The sequence below is a fragment of the Halosolutus sp. DAT137 genome, assembly GCF_059736405.1.
In genome coordinates, this window is the sequence record NZ_JCAQID010000012.1 from 109,433 (window position 1) to 131,380 (window position 21,948).

At 64.3% G+C, this 21,948-nt stretch carries 23 protein-coding genes; 8 read left to right on the top strand and 15 right to left on the bottom strand.

The window, feature by feature from the left end:
* Positions 1-95: 95 nt before the first annotated feature.
* From AC6I6L_RS18875 to AC6I6L_RS18885, 3 genes are read right to left on the bottom strand one after another with little or no spacing between them, the layout of a single operon-like run.
* The gene (locus tag AC6I6L_RS18875; RefSeq protein ID WP_497919317.1) at positions 96-404 is read right to left on the bottom strand and encodes a hypothetical protein; all 309 of its coding nucleotides are present in this window, start codon (positions 402-404) and stop codon (positions 96-98) included.
* On the bottom strand, positions 401-1,774 hold the full coding sequence (nrfD, locus tag AC6I6L_RS18880) for an NrfD/PsrC family molybdoenzyme membrane anchor subunit (RefSeq protein ID WP_497919318.1): 1,374 nt from the start codon (positions 1,772-1,774) through the stop codon (positions 401-403). Before nrfD ends, AC6I6L_RS18875 begins: the two co-directional genes overlap by 4 nt.
* Positions 1,771-3,564, bottom strand: a complete 1,794-nt coding sequence (locus AC6I6L_RS18885; RefSeq protein WP_497919319.1) for a 4Fe-4S ferredoxin N-terminal domain-containing protein — start codon at positions 3,562-3,564, stop codon at positions 1,771-1,773. Before AC6I6L_RS18885 ends, nrfD begins: the two co-directional genes overlap by 4 nt.
* Before the next feature lie 321 nt (positions 3,565-3,885).
* Here AC6I6L_RS18885 and AC6I6L_RS18890 point away from each other — a divergent pair, with 321 nt between their 5' ends.
* Positions 3,886-4,212, top strand: a complete 327-nt coding sequence (locus AC6I6L_RS18890; RefSeq protein ID WP_497919320.1) for a cupin domain-containing protein — start codon at positions 3,886-3,888, stop codon at positions 4,210-4,212.
* Between the two features lie 158 nt (positions 4,213-4,370).
* On the opposite strand, the gene AC6I6L_RS18895 is transcribed toward AC6I6L_RS18890, so the two are convergent.
* Positions 4,371-5,045 carry a helix-turn-helix domain-containing protein gene (locus AC6I6L_RS18895; protein WP_497919321.1) on the bottom strand — a complete coding sequence of 225 codons (675 nt, stop codon included), beginning with the start codon at positions 5,043-5,045 and terminating at the stop codon, positions 4,371-4,373.
* Positions 5,046-5,282: 237 nt separating this feature from the next.
* On the opposite strand from AC6I6L_RS18895, the gene AC6I6L_RS18900 reads away from it, so the two are divergent.
* The 3 genes from AC6I6L_RS18900 (at position 5,283) to AC6I6L_RS18910 (ending at position 6,316) form a co-directional block, all read left to right on the top strand.
* Positions 5,283-5,510, top strand: coding sequence for a DUF2249 domain-containing protein (locus tag AC6I6L_RS18900; protein ID WP_497919413.1), 228 nt, complete (start codon positions 5,283-5,285; stop codon positions 5,508-5,510).
* 59 nt (positions 5,511-5,569) lie between these two features.
* Positions 5,570-5,803 carry a DUF2249 domain-containing protein gene (locus tag AC6I6L_RS18905; protein ID WP_497919322.1) on the top strand — a complete coding sequence of 78 codons (234 nt, stop codon included), beginning with the start codon at positions 5,570-5,572 and terminating at the stop codon, positions 5,801-5,803.
* A gap of 234 nt (positions 5,804-6,037) precedes the next feature.
* Positions 6,038-6,316, top strand: a complete 279-nt coding sequence (locus tag AC6I6L_RS18910; protein WP_497919323.1) for a DUF2249 domain-containing protein — start codon at positions 6,038-6,040, stop codon at positions 6,314-6,316.
* A gap of 9 nt (positions 6,317-6,325) precedes the next feature.
* On the opposite strand, the gene AC6I6L_RS18915 is transcribed toward AC6I6L_RS18910, so the two are convergent.
* Complete coding sequence (locus AC6I6L_RS18915) at positions 6,326-7,231, bottom strand: alpha/beta fold hydrolase (protein ID WP_497919324.1); 906 nt, start codon at positions 7,229-7,231, stop codon at positions 6,326-6,328.
* Positions 7,232-7,404: 173 nt separating this feature from the next.
* On the opposite strand from AC6I6L_RS18915, the gene nirK reads away from it, so the two are divergent.
* On the top strand, positions 7,405-8,487 hold the full coding sequence (nirK, locus tag AC6I6L_RS18920; protein ID WP_497919325.1) for a copper-containing nitrite reductase: 1,083 nt from the start codon (positions 7,405-7,407) through the stop codon (positions 8,485-8,487).
* Positions 8,488-8,555: 68 nt separating this feature from the next.
* On the opposite strand, the gene AC6I6L_RS18925 is transcribed toward nirK, so the two are convergent.
* Together AC6I6L_RS18925 and AC6I6L_RS18930 are read right to left on the bottom strand one after the other, a co-directional pair.
* On the bottom strand, positions 8,556-8,714 hold the full coding sequence (locus AC6I6L_RS18925) for a hypothetical protein (protein WP_497919326.1): 159 nt from the start codon (positions 8,712-8,714) through the stop codon (positions 8,556-8,558).
* 130 nt (positions 8,715-8,844) lie between these two features.
* Entirely contained in the window at positions 8,845-9,831 is a 987-nt protein-coding gene (locus AC6I6L_RS18930) for a transcription initiation factor IIB (protein WP_497919327.1), read from the bottom strand.
* A 270-nt stretch (positions 9,832-10,101) separates the two neighbouring features.
* Between AC6I6L_RS18930 and gatC the strand changes: the two genes are divergently transcribed.
* The 3 genes from gatC to AC6I6L_RS18945 all read left to right on the top strand — a co-directional run bounded on the left by gatC (position 10,102) and on the right by AC6I6L_RS18945 (position 12,213).
* Entirely contained in the window at positions 10,102-10,380 is a 279-nt protein-coding gene (gatC, locus tag AC6I6L_RS18935) for an Asp-tRNA(Asn)/Glu-tRNA(Gln) amidotransferase subunit GatC (RefSeq protein WP_497919328.1), read from the top strand.
* Between the two features lie 2 nt (positions 10,381-10,382).
* Positions 10,383-11,663 carry an Asp-tRNA(Asn)/Glu-tRNA(Gln) amidotransferase subunit GatA gene (gatA, locus tag AC6I6L_RS18940; RefSeq protein WP_497919329.1) on the top strand — a complete coding sequence of 427 codons (1,281 nt, stop codon included), beginning with the start codon at positions 10,383-10,385 and terminating at the stop codon, positions 11,661-11,663.
* A gap of 136 nt (positions 11,664-11,799) precedes the next feature.
* Positions 11,800-12,213 (top strand): DUF8048 family protein, encoded by a 414-nt coding sequence (locus AC6I6L_RS18945; RefSeq protein WP_497919330.1) that lies wholly within the window; start codon positions 11,800-11,802, stop codon positions 12,211-12,213.
* A gap of 90 nt (positions 12,214-12,303) precedes the next feature.
* Here AC6I6L_RS18945 and AC6I6L_RS18950 read toward each other — a convergent pair whose 3' ends face one another.
* From AC6I6L_RS18950 to AC6I6L_RS18985, 8 genes are all read right to left on the bottom strand, one after another.
* Positions 12,304-12,654: a helix-turn-helix transcriptional regulator gene (locus AC6I6L_RS18950; protein WP_497919331.1), complete on the bottom strand. Its 351-nt coding sequence runs from the start codon at positions 12,652-12,654 to the stop codon at positions 12,304-12,306.
* Between the two features lie 78 nt (positions 12,655-12,732).
* Positions 12,733-13,509 (bottom strand): NRDE family protein, encoded by a 777-nt coding sequence (locus AC6I6L_RS18955; protein ID WP_497919332.1) that lies wholly within the window; start codon positions 13,507-13,509, stop codon positions 12,733-12,735.
* A 104-nt stretch (positions 13,510-13,613) separates the two neighbouring features.
* Positions 13,614-15,218: an o-succinylbenzoate--CoA ligase gene (gene menE, locus AC6I6L_RS18960; RefSeq protein WP_497919333.1), complete on the bottom strand. Its 1,605-nt coding sequence runs from the start codon at positions 15,216-15,218 to the stop codon at positions 13,614-13,616.
* A 36-nt stretch (positions 15,219-15,254) separates the two neighbouring features.
* Complete coding sequence (locus AC6I6L_RS18965) at positions 15,255-16,328, bottom strand: mandelate racemase/muconate lactonizing enzyme family protein (RefSeq protein WP_497919334.1); 1,074 nt, start codon at positions 16,326-16,328, stop codon at positions 15,255-15,257.
* A complete protein-coding gene (locus AC6I6L_RS18970) occupies positions 16,325-17,269 on the bottom strand; it encodes a 1,4-dihydroxy-2-naphthoate polyprenyltransferase (RefSeq protein WP_497919335.1) in 945 nt (314 codons plus the stop codon). The genes AC6I6L_RS18965 and AC6I6L_RS18970 overlap by 4 nt, the downstream gene beginning before the upstream one ends.
* A gap of 145 nt (positions 17,270-17,414) precedes the next feature.
* The gene (locus AC6I6L_RS18975; RefSeq protein WP_497919336.1) at positions 17,415-18,302 is read right to left on the bottom strand and encodes a 1,4-dihydroxy-2-naphthoyl-CoA synthase; all 888 of its coding nucleotides are present in this window, start codon (positions 18,300-18,302) and stop codon (positions 17,415-17,417) included.
* Positions 18,303-18,704: 402 nt separating this feature from the next.
* Entirely contained in the window at positions 18,705-20,501 is a 1,797-nt protein-coding gene (gene menD, locus AC6I6L_RS18980; protein WP_497919337.1) for a 2-succinyl-5-enolpyruvyl-6-hydroxy-3-cyclohexene-1-carboxylic-acid synthase, read from the bottom strand.
* A gap of 2 nt (positions 20,502-20,503) precedes the next feature.
* Entirely contained in the window at positions 20,504-21,856 is a 1,353-nt protein-coding gene (locus AC6I6L_RS18985) for an isochorismate synthase (protein ID WP_497919338.1), read from the bottom strand.
* Positions 21,857-21,948 lie beyond the last annotated feature (92 nt).

Below are 21,948 nucleotides of genomic sequence, written 5' to 3' on the forward strand. Positions count from 1 at the left end.
AGTCAGGGCCGACTATATTCCGTCCTGACGGTCGCCGTCTCGCTCGACCGAACGCGGTGAAAACGGGATACCGACTCGTCTGGAGACCGACTCGGTTACGGACCGGGTGCGGCCAGCGGTTCCGGAACGCCGCCGTAGAAGACGAGGCCGATGATCATCGTCAGGATGAACATCCCGATCCACATCTGGGCCGTGATCCCGACGAGGTACGAGACGCCCATCAGGCCCGTCTTGGTGTCTTTCGGTGTCCCGATGAACCACGCGGCGATCATGACGTAGACCGGCACCAGAATGACGGCGAAGATGAGGTACGTCCCGATATTCGGGAAGCCGGTGAGTCCTTCAGTTCCGTCGTAGCCGTGGTAGGCGATCCACGAGAGGCCCGACGCGAGTGCGGGAATCATGCTTCCACCTCCGCGTCTTTGGCGCTATCATGTGCTGTTTCGTGCTCGTGGCCGTGACCGTGGTCGCCGCGCAGGTGCTCGACCGCGTGAAGTTCGACGACCGGCACGACTTTCGAGAGCGCGAGGAAGAACAGCACCACCAGACCGACCGTCCCGACGAGTGAGAGCCACTCGATCGCACTCGGGAAGTACTCGCCAGGGGTCGCTCGGTAGATCTCGAAGGTCGGGTGATAGAATCCCTCGACGACGAACAGGATCTTCTCGACGAGCGTCGCGAGAAGCACCAGTACGCCGGCGACCATCGCTCGAACCCGGGTGAACAGCGAGGGACGAACCGCTTGCGCGAAGATGAAGACGAGCGTCCCGAACACCAGCGCCATCGAGAATTGGTAGAGCGGGTGCGCGAGCGTCGCTTCCTGTGCGACGGCCACGTTGACCGGCGCCTTGAACAGGCCGACGACGTTCTGCTGGAGCTGCAGCCAGAGGAACAGCAGACAGAAGAATCCGAGCCAGAGCAACAGGCCGCGGAAGACGTCGTCCGTCATGATGTGATCCCAGTCGTATGCCTTCCGGAAGGCGGCCGCGACGAGAATCACGCCGCTGATCGCGGACGTAAGTGCGATCGTGAGGAACTGCGGGCCCTGTACGGCGCTGAACCAGCCGGGCATGCCCGGAAGCACGGCGAACAGCCACGGGATCACGCCGCCGTGGAGCAACAGCGGGGCCATGATGATGATCGCGAGTGCGAGCCACCAGACCATCCGCTCGATGATCTGATCTTCTTTCTTCGTGTAGCCGAGCGTCATGAACTTGTAGATCGGTTCGAAGTGGTCCGGCAGCTGATCACGGAGTCGCGTGAGATCGTACCGGAGCGTCAGCGCGAGGTAGGTCGCCGTCAACACGAAGTAGGCCGTGATGACGGTCACGTCCCACACCAGCGGCGAGTTGTTGACCGTGATGTGGTAGTGACCCAGCACGCTCGTGACCATCCGATCGGGTCGGCCCATGTGAATGAGAATGTAGAATCCCGCCGCCGAGAGGCCAGCGAGGGTCAACATCTCTGCGAGTCGGGCGACCGGCATATATCGGTCCATGCCGAGCAGTCTGACCGCTGCCGAAAGGATAATCCCGCCGTGAGCGATCCCGACCCACCAGATGAACGCCCCGATGTACAGCCCCCAGGTCACACCGCCGCCGGACCCCCAGTCGGAGAGTCCGGTGACGACGAGTCCTTGCTGGAGCTGGTACGCCCAGGCGACCAGAAACACACCGAGTGCGAGCGCGCTGGCGCCAAACAGCGCGACGTACTTCTTCGTGAAGGTGTTGATCGGGCGGAGGATATCCGCTTCGTTGGGCGTCTTCGTGCTCATAGGGACACCCCTGCGTCACCGACGGTTCCTTCGTCGAGAACTTCTTTGCGGTTGTCCGTCAAACCGACGTCTTCGTACGCGACGGGTCCGTCGACCTGCTCGGCGCTCGGACCGGGCTCGTTCCCGATGTAGGTCACGTTCGGGTTCGTGCCGACGTCTTCGAGCAGTTTGAACGTCGAGGATTCACCGCCGACGTAGCTATCGAGGACCTGCTGGGCGGTTTCCTCGTCGGTGATCCCCGCTTCCGTCACCCACGGCTCGTCCTCGCCGTCGAGGATCTCGATCGATTCCTGCACCTCGGCCGGCGTGATCTCGCGGGATTCGTACCGATCGACGACGCCCTGAACGGCCGCCTCGGCGTCGCTAATGACGGCTGCGATCGCGTCCTCGGCGCGTTCGAGGTCGTCCGAATCGGCTTCAGATTCGTCAGCCTCGTCGAGGAGGACGTCGACGAGCGTCGCGAGGTCGTCCTCGGAGAGGTCGTCTTCGAACTCGGATTCGAGGATCGACAGAACCGCATCGCGGAGGTCCTCGTCTTCGAGCGAGAGGTCGCTCTCGTCGATCTCTCCCTCGATGTAGAGTGCGGCCTCGATCTCCTCGGCGCCCCAGTCTCCTTCGAGGTAGTTGAGATCGAGCAGACCGATCTCGCCCTCGACGAAGTCGTACGATTCGCGGACGTCCTCCTTGTTCGGACTCTGTCCGTCGACTTGCGATCGGGCGCGAGATCGCGTGACGCTCGCGAGGTACTGCTGTGGATCGCTTTCGGGGTCGTTCATGTCGCCAAACTGGATCGCGTTCGGCGGGCAGGCGTCCTCGCAGGCGGTCGTTCCAACCTTCTCCTCTCCCATGTGTCCGTCCTGGCGGCTCGGACACATCGTACACTTGCTCATGACACCACGGGGCGCTCGGCTGTCGACCCAGCGACCGCGTTCGTCGGTCATGTGATCGCCCTGTTCGCCCGGTTCGACATCGTGGCTCTCTGCGATGTCGTCGGTCGAGACCTCGGGTTCCTCCCACTGGAAGTAGTTGACGCCGTACGGACAGGCGACCTGGCAGTACCGGCAACCGATACAGACGTCGTAGTCGGTCAGGACGAGACCGTCCTTGTCGCGAGTGTGACGAGCCGTCGTCGGACAGACCTTCTCACACGGCGCGTCCGTACAGTGCTGGCACGGCCGGATAAGCCGGTTGCGACTGAGACTTCCGTCCGAGGATTCCTTGTTTTCGTCCTGGTACTCGAGAATGTACATCCAGTTGACGCCCTGGTCGAGCTGGTTCTCCTGTTGACAGGCGGTGACACAGGAGAGACAGCCGTCACAGCGCTCCAGATCGAGCACCATCCCCAGCTGCGGGCCGTCGCGCTGGACATCGCTGTTGCCGTCGTCGGCTGCGGCGACGTTCATCGCCGGCCCGTCGTCGACGGTCCCCCAGGCACCGAGTCCGACCGCAGCCGCGCCGGCACCCATCTTCTTCATCGTCTCGCGCCGACTCTCTTCACCGTCACCGTCGAAAGCGTCGAGCATCCGACCGACGGTGCCTTTCCCTTCTTCGGCGGCCCGCTCGTAGGCCTCTGCCGTCGGGCGATCGTCGACGCCGAACTCGTCCATCACGTCGTCGTGATACTTCTCGTGGAATTCGGCTTCGGAGAGTTCGCCTTTGGTGACGGCCATCGCGTCCTGGGCCATTTCCATTCCCAGGTCGCTATCGTACTCGGTATCGTCGAGCATCGTCTCCAGCTCGTTCTCCCACTCCTGGCCGAGTGGGTGGAACGAGTCGTCGTCCGTACTCATTTACCGGGAACACCTCCCTGGATGTTCACATCGGTGCGACGTAGTTACATGCCGGCACGTAATTGAATACATGTCTCTGTACTCTACCCGCGACTCATAACTAGATGGATTTGAAGTATCGAGTCGATTTCCATCGAGTGAGAATGGATGCGAACATATTCGGCCATTTAAATAGTTAGACGGGCTCTTCCAGCGACGGATTCCGGCATCGACGCTCGAACGACCGGTACGGCCCACGAACGTCCGGTACGCCTCAGGACGAGTGCCTCCGAACACGTTCGCCCCAATCATCTTTCGGAGCCGCGGTCCGTATCCACTCGTATGACCACTTCGGAATCGGAACGCACCGTCACGGAAGTCCAGTCACTCGCAGCACTCGACGGAACCCCCCACGCACAGGTGTTCGACGGAGAGCCGAAAACGATCCGACTGTCGCTCGCAGCGGGCGAGGAAATCGCCCCACACCAGCATCCCGATCGGGAGATCGTGATGCACGTACTCGAGGGGCGACTGGCGGTGACACTCGGCGACGCCGAACACGAACTCGAAGCCGGTGAGCTCGCTCGCTTCGATGGCGCACAGGACATCGCACCGAAAGCGCTGGCAGCGACGACGGCAGTGCTCGTTCTCGCGCCCCGAGCCGACTGATACGGTTTGGTGTGATTCTTTACCCGTGATCGCCGCACTGGTGGGGTGGTGACCGGTAAAACGTCACAACTATCCGTACGAATCGTCGCCCGTGCGGCGCGGTCGTCCGCTCTACACTTGTAGAGCTACAGTTGGGGTGACGACGCGAAGTCGATCGATCAGCCGCTGGCGAGCTGTTCGGCCAGATCTTCCTCCTCTGCGACGCCGGGAACGTCCTCGACGAATCGTTTGATGATCGCCTCCTCGGCCCGGTGAAGCGTCTCGCTACACGTCGATTTCGCGATGTCGAGATGGGCGGCCAGTTCGGTCAGCGAACACTGCCGCGGCGTATCGTAGTACCCCTCCTCGACGGCCGCGACGACGATTTCGAGTTGGCGTTCCGAAAGCAACTGGCTCTCGTGAAGTCGCTCTCTGACGTGTTCGATGCGGTACTGCAGACCGAATCGTTCGAGCTGTGCGGCGAGTTCGGCAAGTCGCTCGCGCGAGCCCGTCACCTCGACCGTCGCGTCGCCGTCTTGAATCTCGACCGGAAGTTCGATCGGCATTCCCGACTCCTTCGAGGAAAACAGCAACAGTGGATCCGTCGTCTCGAAGTGGACCGTCGCCTCGTTCTCGCTCCACTGGGCGAGGGTCAGTTCGGTTATCTGCGGGTGATCGTTCATATCGTCGACCACCTCGGCGATCTCCGGACCCGCGATCCGGACGAGGGCGAATCCGGAATCCGAGCCCGGGACGGCAGCGAGCACTCGAAACGTCGCCTCGGGGTGAGACGTCGAGACCTGCTGAATCCAGACCTGCTGGGGCATCGTAACCGTGAGAGTTGCTTGAGCCATACGAACCTGTTACCGATCGAATCTACGTCCCCGTATCTACGAATATGTTCGGCGCATTCCTGCTGCGTGGGAATGTGGCGTACCAACCCGTTTCTCACCGGTCTTCCCGCTCGATCGCCGCGCGAACGACTCTACACCCGCGAGTGGTCGTCGAGCGCAACGACAGCCGTAGGCGACGTTCGAACACGTTCGCGTCAATACCCAACCGGTTCAAGAACGAATCATCGAGCGATGTCGATGGATACCGAGAGTCACGACCGAACGCTGGACGTTCGCGAGATCGATGGCGCACCGTTCGACGACATCATGACGGCCCTAAAGACGCTCGACGACGGCAATCGATTGCGATTGATCGCGCCGTTCGAGCCGGTTCCGCTCTACAAAGTGCTCTCGGCCCGTGGGTACACCCACGAAAGCGAGGAACGCGAGGGTGGCGTCTGGCACGTCCTGATCGAGTCCGAGTAGCTGACGCGAATATATTCGGATGAACGTGTACGTGGGTGCGGAAACGAACTTCGACTCGCATGACTCGACTCGACGTCAGAGACGTTCCACCGGTGAACCGCCACCCGACCATCCACGAGGCATTCGAGGAGTTAGCGCCCGGGGAAACGTTGACCATCGTCAACGACCACGAACCCAAGCCGCTGTTCTACGAGTTCCAGGCGGAAGTCGAGACGTTCGACGCCGACGGCTACGAGGTCGAACGGGCAGGCCCGGAGGAGTTCGTCGCCCGATTTCCGAAGGTAGAACCGTAACCCAGTCTACGGATCGACGACGCTCCCGAGACGGCCGGCCGGCCACCCCCATCAGCCGCTCCTGTGCTCGCCGTTTCGACCGTTCCTGTCCCTCTCTGTTCGATCGGTCGCCCGGCTGACCGTCAGTTCGGCCGAGCACTCGCGGCCGACCGATCGACACTGCAGGCCCCGGATTGCACGTTCCCGAACACGTGCGGGACGAAACACACCCCGTTCCAGGTCCAATCAGCACGCATGGCGTCACCGACGACGATCATCGATCGAACCGGGGCACCGACCGATCGACCGCATAAGACGATCGACGTGCGAACGCTCGGGCCGCCGGAGCCGCTGCAGCGGACCCTCGAGACGCTGGCCGACCTCCCCGACGAGACCGTGCTGGTCCAGCGCAACGATCGCGCGCCGCAGTTTCTCTACCCGAAACTCGACGATCGAGGTTACGAGTACGAAACGATCGAATCCAGGGGCAGCGACGGCGATGTCGTCACCGTCATCTGGCGGACCGACGCGTAGATCGCGCCGTCACTGATCAAGGTGTTCGAGGAGGAGCGTCGACAGTCGATCCGGGCGTTCGTGGGGGACCCAGTGACTCGTCTCCGGGAACCGCTCGAGTCGGCCGTCCTCGCAGTAGCGCTGACTCTCGATCGCGAGTTCGGGGACGAGCGCGATGTCGTCGTCGCCCCAGACGACGAGCGTCGGCACCGTGACGCGGTTACTGGAGTAACTCGCCGGATAGCGAGCGGCGGCACGGTACCAGTTGAGCATCCCCGTCAGCGCGCCGTTGGCACGCCAGGCTCGTCGGTAGTGTTCGAGCACGTCGTCGGAGAACGTCCCCGGCGGGGAACTCTCCCGAAGCGCCCGCTCGAGCAGGGCGAAGTTCGACGCGCGAAGGAGGCGTTCCGGGATCCACGGCAGCTGGACGGACAGGACGTACCAGCTTCGACGCAGCTGGTCGGGGTTCGACCTGAGTTGTTCACGGAAGGCGGTCGGATGCGGCGCGTTGACGATCGCGAGCCGATCGACGATCCCCGGAAAGCGCAGAGCCACGTCCCAGGCGACGCTGCCGCCCCAGTCGTGTCCGACGAGATGTGCCGATTCGCGATCCTCGCTTGCGACGAGATCGACGATGTCTTCGGACAGTTCGCGGGCCCGGTACGCCCTCACGCCGGGTGGCTTCTCGCTCAGGTTGTATCCCCGCTGGTCAGGAACGAGCACCCGGTAGCCGGCGTCGACGAGCGCCGCGATGTGGTCGCGCCAGCCGTACCAGAACTCCGGAAACCCGTGGAGCAAGACGACGAGCGGGTTGCTCTCGTCGCCCGCGGCGACGACGTGGAGTCGGACGCCGTTGACCACGCGGTACGACGAGGTGAGATCGGGCTCCGAGAGAATCGACGCGCCAGTTTCGGCGGTGACTGGCGTGGAAACCATACCGGACGGTTCGATCGCGACGCAGTTATATCCCCGTCGTCGATCGATCGTTTCTCCGCGGCGATCGCCTTATTACAGACCGCCCGAACCCGTTCGGGAGTGTTCCATTTCTGAGAGAATCACCGATGCAGCTGAACGTATAGTCACTGTATACAGACATGAGGAGAAAAACGATGACTGTAACCACCGCAAACCGACGATCGTTCATGCAAACACTCGGCGCAACCGGCGCGGTCGCGATCGCCGGCTGTCTCGGACGGGACGCCCCAGAGGGGAGCGCGAGCACCGACCCGGACGAGGACGCCCTGCCGGCAGCGGCGGCCGTCGACCTCGAGCGCATCGCGGCCGACCCGACCGCCATCCCGCCGCCGGTCGACTGGGACGAACCGCGGACCCACGAGCTCACGATCGAGTGCATCGAAGCGACCGCCGAGATCGAACCCGGCGTGACGATCGACTTCATGACCTACGAGGGGCAGATCCCCGGCCCGCTGATCCGCGTTCGCGAGGGCGACACGATCGATCTCACCTTCGAGGTACCCGAAGCGCACAACGCCGACACCCACAACGTGGACTTCCACGCGGTTTACGGGCCGGGTGGGGGTGCCGTTGCGACCACGATCGCCCCCGGCGACGAGCCCGCCAGGCTTCGCTTCCAGGCGACCTACGCCGGAATCCACATCTACCACTGTGCGGTCCCGAACATGGACCAGCACATCAGCCTGGGGATGTTCGGGGCGATCCTCGTCGAACCGGAAGACGGACTGCCCGAGGTCGACCGCGAGTTCTACCTCGGCCAGCACGAACTCTACACGAACGGCGACACCGGCGAGGAGGGCCACCACAGCTTCGACTTCGACGCGGCGGCGGACGAGGACCCGACCTACGTCCTCTTCAACGGCGGCGTCGGCGCTCTTACGGAGGACGGTCACGGACCGATCGCGGCCGAAGTGGGCGACACTGCACGGGTGTACTTCGCCAACGGTGGCCCGAACCTGACCAGCGCATTCCACCCGATCGGAAACGTCTGGAGTCGCTACTATCGCGACGGCGACCTCCTTTCAGAGCCCGGACAAAACGTCGAGACCTCGCCCGTCGCACCCGGAACCGTCGTCGCCGGCGAGATGGAGTTCCCCGTCCCCGGGCCGGTCAAAATCGTCGACCACGCGCTCTCGCGCGTCGCTCGGAAAGGCGCACTCGCCGTGATCGAGGTCGACGGCGAGGAGAATCCGGAGGTCTACGACGACGATCCGTGATCGGTCTCCGGGCGATCGAATCGTGCTACAAGCTGTCTGCTAGTAGCTGTCTTTTCAGAAACACCCAACTACGTCCAGACGCGAAGACAATCGGTCGAACAGAAGTGCAGGTCGATCGTCTCGTCGTCGGTGTCCGATCCGGCTCCGCTCTCGGCTGCGCCACCGGCGTCGACGTGAGTAGTCAGCGTGTACGCGACCTTCTCGGCGCGACAGTTGTCGCAGTTCATACCCGTACAGCCACGAGCGTTGATATGAATATGCACCCGTTAGTCGATCGCGATTGCGGGTAGTGGCCCATTAGGACAGTTCAAGCGACCGTTGACCGACGGCCGTAATCGGGTACCGGAAAGTCTGCGCTCAGGCGGCCGCCCCCTCTTCGGCCTCGAGGAGTTCGTGGTACCGGTTACGGATAGTGACTTCGGAGATGCTTGCGACGTCGCTCACGTCGTTTTGGGTGACTTTCTCGTTGGTTAGCAGTGCGCCGGCGTAGACTGCTGCAGCAGCGAGTCCGACGGGTGACTTCCCGCTGTGAACGCCGCGTTCTTTGGCCGCCTGTAGCAGCGATCGCGCGCGACGCTCGGTCTCGTCGGACAGGTCGAGATCGCTCGCAAACCGCGGAACGTAGCTCTCCGGATCTGCCGGCTGTACTTCGAGACCGAGTTCGCGAATTACGTACCGGTACGTGCGAGCGATCTCGTCTTTCTCGACGCGGCTAACGGCCGTAATCTCGTCCAAACTGCGCGGCGTCCCGGCCTGGCGCGCGGCGGCGTACAGCGACGACGTCGCGACGCCCTCGATCGATCGCCCCGGGAGCAGATCCTCCTCGAGTGCCCGCCGGTAGATGACGCTCGCCGTCTCGCGAACGGTATCGGGGAGGCCGAGTGCGCTAGCCATGCGATCGATCTCGCCCAGCGCCTGTTTGAGATTTCGCTCCTTCGAGTCTCGGGTACGAAAGCGCTCGTTCCAGGTGCGCAGGCGCTGCATCTTTTTGCGCTGGCGGGAACTCAGCGACTTGCCGTAGGCGTCTTTGTTCTGCCAGCCGATGTTCGTCGAGAGCCCCTGGTCGTGCATCATGTTCGTCGTCGGCGCACCGACGCGGGATTTCTCGTTCTTTTCGGCAGCGTCGAACGCGCGCCACTCCGGACCGCGATCGATCTCACCTTCGTCGACGACGAGGCCACAGTCTTCGCAGACGGTTTCGGCGTGTTCGGTATCCGACAACAATCGGCCGCTGCATTCCGGACACTGCTCTCGTTCGTCCTGTTGATCTTCGTGCTCTCGGGTCGCTTCCAAACTGGTTTGCCGTCGCTCACCGCTCCGCGTTCGGATAGTGGAATTGGTCATTGTGTTGAAACTCAGTGGAACGCTCGATGGAAAACGCTCTATCGTGGCATCATTTAACTATCTGCCGCCACTTAAATACTTCGATTGTTCGAAGAGACGAACGGTTTCCTGCGAACGCTGGAACCGGCGACAGACAACCGTCTACCAGCGGAGTGACGATCGGAGGGCAACGAAACAGCGACAGCCCGCCACGGTGGGCTCTCCGGGTCGATCGGTCGCCGCGGAGACGGTATCGAAACCCTTACTCTCGGGAGGCCGGTGAGATGGGGTATGAGCGACGATGCCGTCAGTTCCGAGGAGGTCCGCCACGTCGCGTCCCTCGCCCGGGTCGACCTCACAGACGAGGAGGTCGATCAGTTCACGGGCCAGTTTGCGGACATCCTCGAGTACTTCGAGACGCTGGACGAGGTACCGGAGGTCGATCGCGAAGCGACGCTGACGAACGTGATGCGACCGGACGAGGTGTGCGACTCTCTGGAACGCGACGAAGCGCTTCGGAACGCCCCCGAGACCGAAGACGGCTATTTCAAAGGCCCGAACGTTTCCTGATCATGTCCGAGAATATCTTTATCACAGAAGCCCGGATCGAGGGCGACGACGACGGCCCGCTGGCCGGGAAGACCGTCGCCGTCAAAGACAACATCTCGACGGAAGGCGTCCGAACGACCTGTGGGTCCCGGATGCTCGAGGAGTACGTCCCGCCGTACGACGCGACGGTAGTCACTCGGATCAAAAACGCCGGCGGAACGATCGTCGGGAAGGCCAACATGGACGAGTTCGGGATGGGGTCGACGACCGAAACCTCCTCCTTCGGCGCGGTGGAGAACCCGGCCGCGCCCGGACGCGTTCCGGGCGGCTCATCGGGCGGGTCTGCGGCCGCCGTCGCCGCTGGCGAGGCCGACCTCGCGCTCGGCTCCGATACGGGCGGCTCGGTTCGCTGTCCCGCCGCGTTTTGCGGTGTCGTCGGTATCAAACCGACCTACGGCCTGGTCTCGCGGTACGGGCTCGTCGCCTACGGGAACAGTCTCGAACAGATCGGCCCGTTCGCGAACACCGTCGAGGACGCCGCGGCGCTGCTCGACGTGATCGCGGGGAGCGACGAGCGGGACGCGACGACGCGCGAGGCTCCGAACGGAGACGACGCGACCTACGCCGACGCCGCGACCGGCGACGTCGACGGTCTCCAGATCGGCGTTCCCACGGAACTGCTCGACGGTGCCCACGAGGGCGTCGTCGACACGTTCTGGAACGCGATCGCGGCGCTCGAAGACCAGGGAGCCGAGTACCACGACGTGAGCCTCCCGTCGATCGAACACGCCGTCGAAGCCTACTACGTGATCGCGATGTCGGAGGCGTCCTCGAACCTCGCCCGGTTCGACGGCGTACGGTACGGCCACGACGGAGATGGGGCCACCGACGGGAACTGGAACGACGCCTTCTCGAACGCCCGCAAAGAGGGCTTTGGCGACGAGGTAAAACGTCGTATCTTGCTCGGCACCTACGCGCTGTCGGCGGGCTATCACGACAAGTACTACAAAAAGGCCCAGGACGCCCGCGCCTGGGTCAAACAGGACTTCGACGACGCTCTCTCGGAAGCCGACGTCCTCGCGTCGCCGACGATGCCAGTGCCACCTTTCGAACTCGGCGAGAGCCTCGACGACCCGCTGCAGATGTACCTGGCCGACGCGAACACCGTTCCCGTCAACCTCGCGGATCTGCCCGCGATCTCGGTCCCAGCGGGCGAAACCGACGGCCTCCCCGTCGGACTGCAACTCGTCGGGCCGGCCTTCGGCGAGACGCGCCTGATTCGAGCGGCCAGCGCGCTCGACTGATCGGAGGAATCTCTGGACGAGGAAGGAACTGGTCGCGGAGACGATCGCCCGTGGCGACAGATCCGACTCGGAGGTAGTTTTTTATACGGACATTGCCAATAGTATTCACACCGACCAATATATTCGGTAGGTTTACATGAAGATCGCACAGGATCACGAGGTCGAATTCGATGAGTTTTCGCGAGCGTGTGATCTCGTCGAGAAGTACTTTGGCGAGACGATCGACGACGTAGCGCTCAACGCACCGGTCTCGAGACGTCAGCTTGTCGCCGTGCTCGCACGCGCACAGCTTTCCGGCCGCCAGCTCGCGATCGACGGGCTCACCGAACACGGAGACGTGGTCTACCAGTCGAACGACGAAACGCTCCTCTGGCTCGACGGGAACTTCTGGACCGACATGCGCGGTCTCCACCACCTCGATCCGGACGAGGGGCGCGCCGCTCGCGAGGTCCACAGACGGCTCATCGAGGTTATCGACGGCGATGTCCCCTACTACAACCGAGAGCGCGATCCGTTCGTCCTGATCGAACGGTTCGACCCCTACGAGTAACGATCGCCACGAAACGGGCAGAAAACAGTGACATGCGGATGCGATCACCCGAGCACACTCGATCGATGCCGTCGTCGATCGAGCGTCCGATTACTCTTCGTACGCGAGGTTCATGATCCACTGCGAGAAGGCGTCGCTGTTTGGATCGACCTCCTCTTCGCCGATAAACGGCGAGAGCATGTCGCCGGCCATCAGGAGGGTGAAATCGAGGTCCCTTGCGGTTGGCGTGATGTAGTACGTGTTGTGTCCGCTGTAGACCGTCTCTTCCCGATCGACGAGTTCTTTCTCGACGAGCGATTCGACGATTCGACTCCCCTTGCGCGAGGAGACGTCCAGTTCCTTCCAGAAGTCGCTCTGGTGAATGCCGCCGCTCTGGCGTACGAGTTCGAGTCCCGCGCGCTCGTCCTCGGAGAGATCGGCTTCGATCGCTGACACGCTCACGGTGACCACCACGCCGTGTTCGTCGCGACAGGCAGGAGTCCGTCCATGTGTGAATGAGATGGATCGATCCGCATGAAACTACCGTTCCTCGGTTCCCCGTTCCGCTGACCAGTCGCGAACGCTGACGGTCGGAACGGACTCGAACTCGGTTTCACAGGGTGGTCCCGGAGCGTACCAAAACCGGCTCTCCGCACCGATCGCGATCAGCGACGACGATCGCGTCCCGAACCCGTTTTCGTGGATGCAGACGCCGTACTCGTGATCTGCGAGAACGGTCCCCGCACGATCCAGCCAGTCGGTGACGGTCTCGTCCGGCCTGACGTGGAGATCACGCCGGACGCGTCTTGCGTCAGCCGCCTGTTTTTTCGCCCGGTCGTGTCGCATCGAGGGCAACTGCGCGTCGTCGTCGACGGCGACGTTGACCACGACGTGCACGCCGGGATCGAACGTCGTTCGATCGAGGTCGCCGTCCCACTCGAGACAGATGGCATCGGTGGCGTCCGCGAGAACGAGATAGAACCCGTCGTATTCGTACTCGCTGATCGTTTCCCCGACCGCCGCCGCGGCCTCGGCTGCGGAGTCGGCGTTCAGCGCATCCGTGACGAGCAGCCCCCGCGACCGCTCTCCGGCGAGGTCGGCGTCGGTCCAGCGGTTCGTGATTCCGGCGAAGACGCCGTGCTCGTTGTAGCCCATCCACGTGCCGCCGGCTTCGAGGTCGCGCGGTGCGATCGCGGCGGGGTCCTCACGGTAGATCGCCGGCGGGACCGACTCGCGATCGAGCGCTTCGTCCCGGTTCGCGGCGACCACCACCGGTGCCTCCTCGAAAACCCGCCAGGCGAGAGTGAGTGTGCACACGAGACCCTCTAGGCACGGAATTGCCTTAACTGCCAGTCTGGCGTTCGCGGACTGCAGATCGAGTCTACCGCCGCCCGGGCGGGAGGAACGCGCCGCAGACGTCGTTACGACCCGTCGGCCACGTCGACACCGTCGCCGCGAATCCGTTCGCGGACGGCCTCGCGATCGATCGTCCCGGAAGCGGTCCGCGGAATCGTCGTTCCGAACGCGATCGTCTTCGGCCGTTTGAACCCCGCGAGTCGATCGTCGCAGTGGGCCAGCAGTGAGTCGAGGTCGACCGACGAATCAAGACTCGCCGTTTCAGCGCCGACCGCGTTGTCTGCAGGCACGATGAGTGCGCCGACCCGCTGGCCCCACTCCGAATCCGGGAGACCGACCACGGCGGCATCCGAAACGGTGGGATGATCGCACAACGAAGCGCGCACTTGACCGGGATCGACGTTCTCGCCGCCGGTGACGATCCGATCGCCTCGTCGAGCGTGAACCCAGAGGCGACCGTCCTCGTCCCGGTAGCCGATGTCCCCGGTGTGGAGTCCACGATCGCTGAACGCGGCTGCCGTCGTCTCCTCGTCGAGGTAGCCAGGGGCCACGGTCGGTCCCGAGACGAGGAGTTCGCCGGACTCGCCGGGGGCGACGCGCCGTCCGTCCTCGTCGACGATCGTAACGTCGGTACAGACCAGCGGCTGACCGACCGTTCCAGGGTGCGTCCGCGTCTCCTCGGGTGTCGCGGTCGCGATCTGGGAGGCCGTCTCCGTCATCCCGTAGGTCGGGTACACCGGAACCCCAGCCTCGCGACAGCGATCGAGCAGTTCCCTCGTCGCAGGTGCCCCACCCAGCAGAACGAACCGGAGGCAATCGCCGGAGGCCCAGCCGGCGTCGAGGAATCGCGTACACATCGTCGGCACCAGTGAGACGCCCGTACAGTCGTAGTCAGCGAGGACGCGCGCGGTTTCACTCGGCTCGAACGAGCGCTGTATCACGACCGTCGTTCCGTAGAGAACCGATCGAACGACCGGCGCAAGCCCGCCCATGTGGTACATCGGGAGACAACACAGCCACCGATCGTCGGGGTCGACGCCGAGGCGAAACGCCGACGCGGTCGCACTCGCGAGGAGGTTCCCGACCGTCAGGCGGACGGCTTTCGGCTCGCCGGAGGTCCCCGACGTGAACATGATGAGCGCCGTTTCGTCCCGATCGATCGGGTCGGTCTCGATCGGAGATACCGATCCCCTTTCCGATCGCCCGCCTGCGACGGCCTCGGCATCCAACCGCGTCGTTCGGTCGTCGATCGGGTCGTCGACCGACACCACCGGAATCTCGGATCCAACGATCTCGCGGGCGGTCGACTCGGTCGCGCCTTCACAGACGATCGCGACCGGCTCCGTGCGATCGCACTTCGTGGCGAGTTCCGCGGTGGTCTCGCGGACGTTTAGCGGGACTGTCGTCGTTCCGGTTCGCATCGCGGCGAAGAAAACGGTCGCGAACGCGGGCCTGGTGTCCATCACCAGCCCGATCCGGTCGCCGGTCACCCCGAGTGCGTCGAGCCGTCGTGCGACGCCGTCGACGCGGCGATCGAACTCGCGAAACGTCCACCGATCGTCCGTCGCTGCGTCGATGAGCGCCGTTCGCTGGGGCGTCGCAGAGACGCGGTGTGCCAGAAGCTCGCGCGTCGGCCACGACGGGCTATCGATCACGCGTCCCACCCCCATCCGGGCCGTCGACGCGTCCCTCGTCCGGACCGCTGATCACGCCTCCCACACCCCGTCGACGCCGAGGCCTTTCGCCTGCGGGACGACCGCCGACCCCTTTTCGAGGAGCACGGGGTCGCGACCGAGGTCCTCGGCAAGCAATTCGGCCGTCGCGAGACCACAGGCTGGAACGCCGGGAATCGCCGCCGCGAGGTGGACCGCTCCGGTCCGGGCGACCACCGCATCGATCGTCGTCGTGACGATCGGCATAATGTCCAGTTCGGTGACCCAGGCCGCGACCTGACGGGCGACGTCGATTCCACCGAGCGCCATGGGTTTGAGGACGACCGCATCCGCAGCCTTCGCCTCGCAGATCGCGTCCACGCCGTGTTCGAGCAAGCCTTCGTCGAGAGCGATCGGGACGCCGTTCCGGCGGAGCGCGGCGTGGCCTTCCAGCGCGCCGGCCGGAAGCGGCTGTTCGAGCAGCGAGATGTCGAGGTCAGAAAGGCCCGCGATCGCGGTTTCGGCCTGATCGTACGTCCAGGCCTCGTTGGCGTCGATGCGCAGGGTTACGTCCGGACCGATCGCGTCCCGCACTCGTCGGACACGTTCGAGATCCGCCTCGACCGCCCGGGTACCGACCTTGAGTTTGCAGACAGTGAAGCCGCGATCGACCGCGTTCCGTGCCGCCGAGGCCGTTTCGTCGGGATCGCCGTCCCCGATCGTCGCGTTCACCGGAACTCGCCCAACGAGCGGACCCTTGCCGAGGTAGCGGTACAGCGGTGTCGACTCCTGAGTGGCCGCCAGATCCGCGAGCGCGAGCGTCACCGCGTGCCGGGCGGCGACCGATCGATCGACCGCGTCGAGCGCGTCGCATTTTCCGCCAGTTCGGAACGCGTCACGAGCGCGCGTGAGAGCCGTCTCACAGTCACTGTGCGATTCAGTCCAGCCGGTTAGCGGAGACGCTTCGCCGTAGCCGACGACACCGTTGCCGTCGCTGATTCTGACGAGAAATCCCGTCCGGCGATCGATCGTCCCGCCGGCGGTTTCGAGCGGTTGGGCGAGGGGAAGCGAAAACGGACGATAGTCGAGTTCGAACGTCGATTCGCCGTTACGGTCGGGGGGAGTCATACGATCACCAGTCCGGTTGCAAAGAGTACGGCATAGAGCGCGAGGAGCTTTCCGGTCCGTTCTAACGCCGGGTTCAGAGCCGCGCCGTCGGTTCGCGTACAGACCGTGTGGGTGACCATCGCGGCGTAGGGGAGGCTAACGAGCGGGAGCAACGCCGCGGGACCGAACCCGGCACCGAGCCAGAACCAGAGCGGCGTGACGTACGCCAGCGCGATCAGAGCGACGTACTCGACGCGACTCCAGGTGTACCCGAGTCGAACCGCGAGTGTCCCCTTCCCGGCTTCTGCATCGGTCTCCTTGTCACGAACGTTGTTCACGACCAGAATCGCCGTCGAGATGCCGGCGATCGGCAGACTCGCCGCGATCGCTTCCGGCGTGACCGTCCCCGCTGGAACCGTAGTCGAGAGAGGATCCGCGAGAACTGCCGCCGCCTGCACGTAGTAGGTTCCCACGACGGCGACGATTCCGAAGAAGACGAACACGAACAGGTCGCCAAGCCCGTGGTAGCCCAGCGGGTACGGTCCCCCCGTATACGCCCAGCCACAGAGGACGCTGACCAGTCCGACGACGAGGATCGGAAGCCCGCCGATGTAGACGAGGGAGGTTCCGGAGAGGATCGCTAGTCCGAAGGTGACGATCGTCGCGAGTTTAACCCGCTCTGGCGGAATGAGCCCCGACTGGGTGACTCGCGTAAACCCCTCCCGATCGTCCGTGTCAGCCCCCTTGATCGCGTCGTAGTAGTCGTTCGCGAAGTTCGTCCCAATCTGGATCAGCGCCGCGCCGACGAACGCCATCACCGCCGGGAAAAGCGCGAAAACGCCGTCGTGGACCGCAAGCCCCGTCCCCGCGATCACCGGTGCCGCCGCCGCGGGCAGCGTCTGGGGACGTGCGGCCATCAGCCAGGCCTTCGTTCGCGACGTATCGACCTCCGCTGTGCTCATTTACTCGCGTATCCCACTCGCGTACGTGTCAACGTTGGCATTGCGGTCGATCGATCGTGCCCGGTGGCATCGCGGTCGATCGATCGCTGCGGTGATCGATCCGAACGGCACTCGCCTTCGATCCAGACCATATCCGTCCTGTCGATCAGTAGTGCCACGGATAATCGTCGAACGCCGGGTCGCGACCCTCGACAAACGCGTCTCGCCCTTCTTTCGCCTCGTCGGTCATGTAGCCGAGCCGCGTCGCCTCGCCGGCGAACACCTGCTGGCCGACCATGCCGTCGTCGGTCATATTGAACGCGTACTTGAGCATCCGCATCGCCGTCGGGCTTTTGGCGTTGATTCGATCGCCCCACTCGAGGGCGGTCTCCTCGAGTTCGTCGTGCGGGACCACCTCGTTGACCATCCCCATCTCTTCTGCCTCAGCCGCCGAGTAGGTCTTGCCGAGGAAAAAGACCTCTCGAGCCTTCTTCTGGCCGATCTGTTTCGCCAGATAGGCCGAACCGAAGCCGGCGTCGTAGCTCGCCACGTCGGGATCGGTCTGCAGAAACTTCGCGTGCTCCTCACTCGCGAGGGTGAGATCACAGACCACGTGCAGCGAGTGGCCGCCGCCGACGGCCCACCCTGGCACGACGCAGACGACGACCTTCGGAACGTGACGGATGAGTCGCTGGACCTCGAGAATGTGGAGTCGTCCCTGTTCGGACGCACGATCTTCGTTGCCCTCGTACTGATACCCGTCCTTACCCCGACTCGTCTGGTCGCCGCCCGAACAAAACGCCCAGCCGCCGTCTTTCGGTGACGGCCCGTTGCCCGTCAGCAGGATACAACCGACGTCGGTCTGGCGCTTGGCGTGATCCAGGGCGTCGTAGAGTTCGTCTACCGTTCCCGGCCGGAACGCATTGCGGACCGCGGGGCGATCGAACGCGATCCGAACCGTCCCGGAATCGATCGCGCGGTGATACGTGATGTCCTCGAACTCGAACGCGTCGATTTGCTCCCACCGATCCGGATCGAACAACTCGGAAACCATTGCTCGAGTGTGGTCGACGTGTCCTGAAATAGGTTCGCGTCGTTCCCGGCGTGCGATCGGTCATCTCCGCCGCTGAGCGACCCACCCGTGGCGGTAGCGGCATCAACAGACCCGCCTGCGGTCGATCGATCACCCTCGTTTTGATATATCGAAATACAATTTATTCGTCGGAATTCCACCAGCGGTCAAGAGGGGTGCTACCAGACAGCAAGAGGTCGCTCAGAAAACGAACCGGAGGGAATCGTGACTCACACGTGGCAGTCGTCAGTAATCCACGACAGAAGTCGTTGGCTTCCTACTCGTATCTGTGTGACTCGCTAACGGCAGTCCATCTCGAACGTCGAATCGCGATCGCGTCTAACTGGGTTCTGGTTGGATACGCGATCGCTCCTGGGAGGGTTGCTACAGCGCTGAATCGCCGTCCGAATCCCCCCCGATTTCGTCGAGAACGCGCTGCTCGAGGGCGTCCCGGCGGTGGTGACTCGCGCCGGCGTCGAACTCCACGGCGAGCACCTGCGTCCCCCCCGATTCGAGCGAGGTTCGGTAGGTAGCCTCGAATTCCTCGGGCGAAACGCGATCGAATTCGAGGTCGTACAACGCCGCGAGCGACTCGAAGTCGAGTCCGTGGGGCGTCTTGAACTGGTCCGTAAACGGCGGATCGAACGCTTCGATCGGGAGTTTGTGGAAAATTCCGCCGCCGTCGTTGTCCAGCAGGACGATCGTCGCGTCGACGCTGCAGCGATCGATCGCGAGCAAGCCGTTCGCGTCGTGGTAAAAGGCGAGATCGCCCGTCACGAGCACGAGCGGATCGTCGACGGTGCTGCCGGCACCCAGCGCCGTGCTCGTGATGCCGTCGATTCCGCTCGCCCCGCGATTGCCGAGGACGGTCAGGTCAGCGGGTCGCGGGCGGCCAAAGCGATCCGCGTCCCGGACCGGCATGCTGTTTGACACGAAGACGGTCGCCGGGTTCGGCGCGTGCTCGAACGCCGACGCGAGGATCGCTCCCTCGAAAGGGGCCGCCTCGAGTGCGGCCGTCGCCGTCACCTCGTCCCGAAGCTCCCAGTGGCGTCGCTCGGCGCGCTCGAACGCGGCGAGCCACTCGTCAGTACGAGGGGCTGGGTCGCGATCGTCGAGTCGATCGACCAGCGCCTCGACGACCGATTCGGGCGTCGCCGCGAGCAGATCGGTCGCCGTAAACGTCGCCTCGCGCCACTCGCCGGCGGGGTCGACGAGGAACTGCCGCGCGCCGGAGTCTCGAAGCGCGTGTCGTAGCGGCTTCGATGTCGGTGATGCACCGAACCGAACGACGACGTCCGGCTCCGGAAGGGCGTCGACGTACCCGTCGTAGCCGCCGAAAATCGGCCCTTCGTCTACGTGGGGACCGAACCGAAGCCCCGAAAGCGGATCGGCCAGTACGGGTGCACCGAGTCGCGCCCCGAGTTCGCTGACCGCACTCGGATCGAGGTGCTGTAGCGTCGCCGGATCGGCCGGCCCGGCGACGATCAACGGCCGATCGGCGGCCGCAAGCGCCTTGATTGCCGGTTCGAGATCACCCGGAGAGAGCCTCGGCGCTCCAGCGCTCGTCTCTACAAACGGCCCGTCCCGCCCCCCGCCCGCGAGCGTATCCGCAAACTCTGCGGGAACGTCGCCCGCGTCGATCGGCTCGAGCGGTTTCCGGAACGGGCAGTTGAGGTGGACAGGGCCGGACGGGACCCCGTTCGTCTTCGCGAGCGCGCGGGCGGCGGTCGTCCGGAGGCTCCGAACTTTCCGCTCGTCGGCCTCGGGGTCGGGGAGTTCGGCATACCACCGGACCGCGTCGCCGTATAATTTGACCTGGTCGATCGTTTGGTTGGCCCCGCTGTCGCGCAGTTCCGCCGGTCGGTCGGCGGTCAACACGAGCAGCGGGACCCGTGCCTGACTGGCCTCGATGACGGCCGGGTGAAAGTTCGCCGCAGCCGTTCCGGACGTACAGACCAGCGCCGTCGGCTCACCGGTGCGCCGGGCGCGACCGACCGCAAAGTAGGCGGCCGATCGCTCGTCCAGGTGCGAGTAGACCTCGATATCGGGGTGATCAGCGAACGCGATCGTCAGCGGCGTCGATCGGCTTCCGGGGGCGATACAGGCCGCCTCGAGCCCGCCCTTCGCGAGTTCGTCCACGAGAACGCGGCCCCACAGCGTCGTGCGGTTCGGTACAGTCATGATTACCGTAGCTCGTCGAGGATCGGGCGAAACTTCAGCTGAACCTCCTCCCACTCTTCGGTCGGGTCGCTATCTGCGACGATGCCGTTACCCGCAAAGAGCGTGACCCGCTTGTCCGTCGCCAGTCCCGATCGAATAGCGACGGCGAACTCGCCGTCACCCGCGGCGTCGAACCAGCCGACCGGCGCGGCGTACCAGCCCCGATCGAAGGTTTCGGTCTCGCGGATCGTCTCCCAGGCCGTCTCCGGTGGGACCCCGCCGACGGCCGGCGTCGGGTGCAGGGCTTCGACGAGTTCGAGAACGTGCTGGTCGGCCGCAAGCGTTGCCGAAATCGGCGTCCGGAGGTGTTGAATCGTCGCCAGCCGCCGGATCGTCCGGTCTTCGACGGTGAGTTCGCACGCAAGCGGCGCGAGCTGGTCTGTGATCGAATCGACGACGAGTCCGTGTTCGCGATCGAATTTATCATCGTCTACCAGCCGGTCGACGTACTCGTCGTCAGCCTCGGGCGTCTCGCCGCGAGCGACCGACCCCGCGAGTGCTTCGGTTTCGACCCGCCGTCCGCGCTTTGCGACCAGGCGCTCTGGCGGCGCACCGAAGAACGTGCCGCCGACCTCGTTGCCCACGAGGAACCGATAACAGTTCGGGTACTGTCGGCGGAGGCGCTCGAGGGTCGCCGGAACGTCGATCGGTCCCGCGAGGTCGACCTCGAGTGCCTGTGCGAGGACGACTTTCGTCAGCGGGCCCGCCGCGATCCGTTCGAGTGCGGTCTCGACCTGTTCGGTCCAGACGGTCGCGGAGGCGGTCCGCCGGGTGCCGACGACGCCGGGGCCCGTTCCGCTGGGACGCATCGCCGGCAGCGCGGCCAATCGGTCTTGCCAGTCTTCGAGGCGTTCGATCGCCGTGGCCTCGTCGGGAGCAACTGTCGTCAGCCACGTCGCATCTCCCGTCCGCGTGACGAGAAGTTCGGGAACGACGAACGAGGCCGCATCGAATCCGGTCCAGGGCGGTGTCCCCTCGTGTCCGTCGTGAAACGAAACGCCGCCGAAGGCCCGCGGGCGGGCGGCACGGGGACCGTCGTGATCGAGCGTCGAAAACGTCCGGGCTGCCTGTTGACGGATTTCGTCGAATCGGTCCGTTCCGGATGCCCGAAGCCGAACAGCAACCCCGCGACCGACGATTTCGAGGCCCTCGGGTGTTGCCCACTGAATTCGAGCCTCGCCGCCAGCGTCCGCGATCGCTCCAAACGAAACGTCGTCGAGTTCGCGGCTGTGGCTCACCAGTTCGACGCCGTCCGGGAGACCCGCTTCCGACTCTGGCTCACCCGCCAGCCGTCTCTCACCCGACGTGTGGTCCATCGAACGCAGTTCGGGACTGCCGCGCCTTCAGCCTAACTATTCCGGACCCGAGTTCGAGCAACCACGCAGTACGGTCCGGAGTCGAGAGTTGC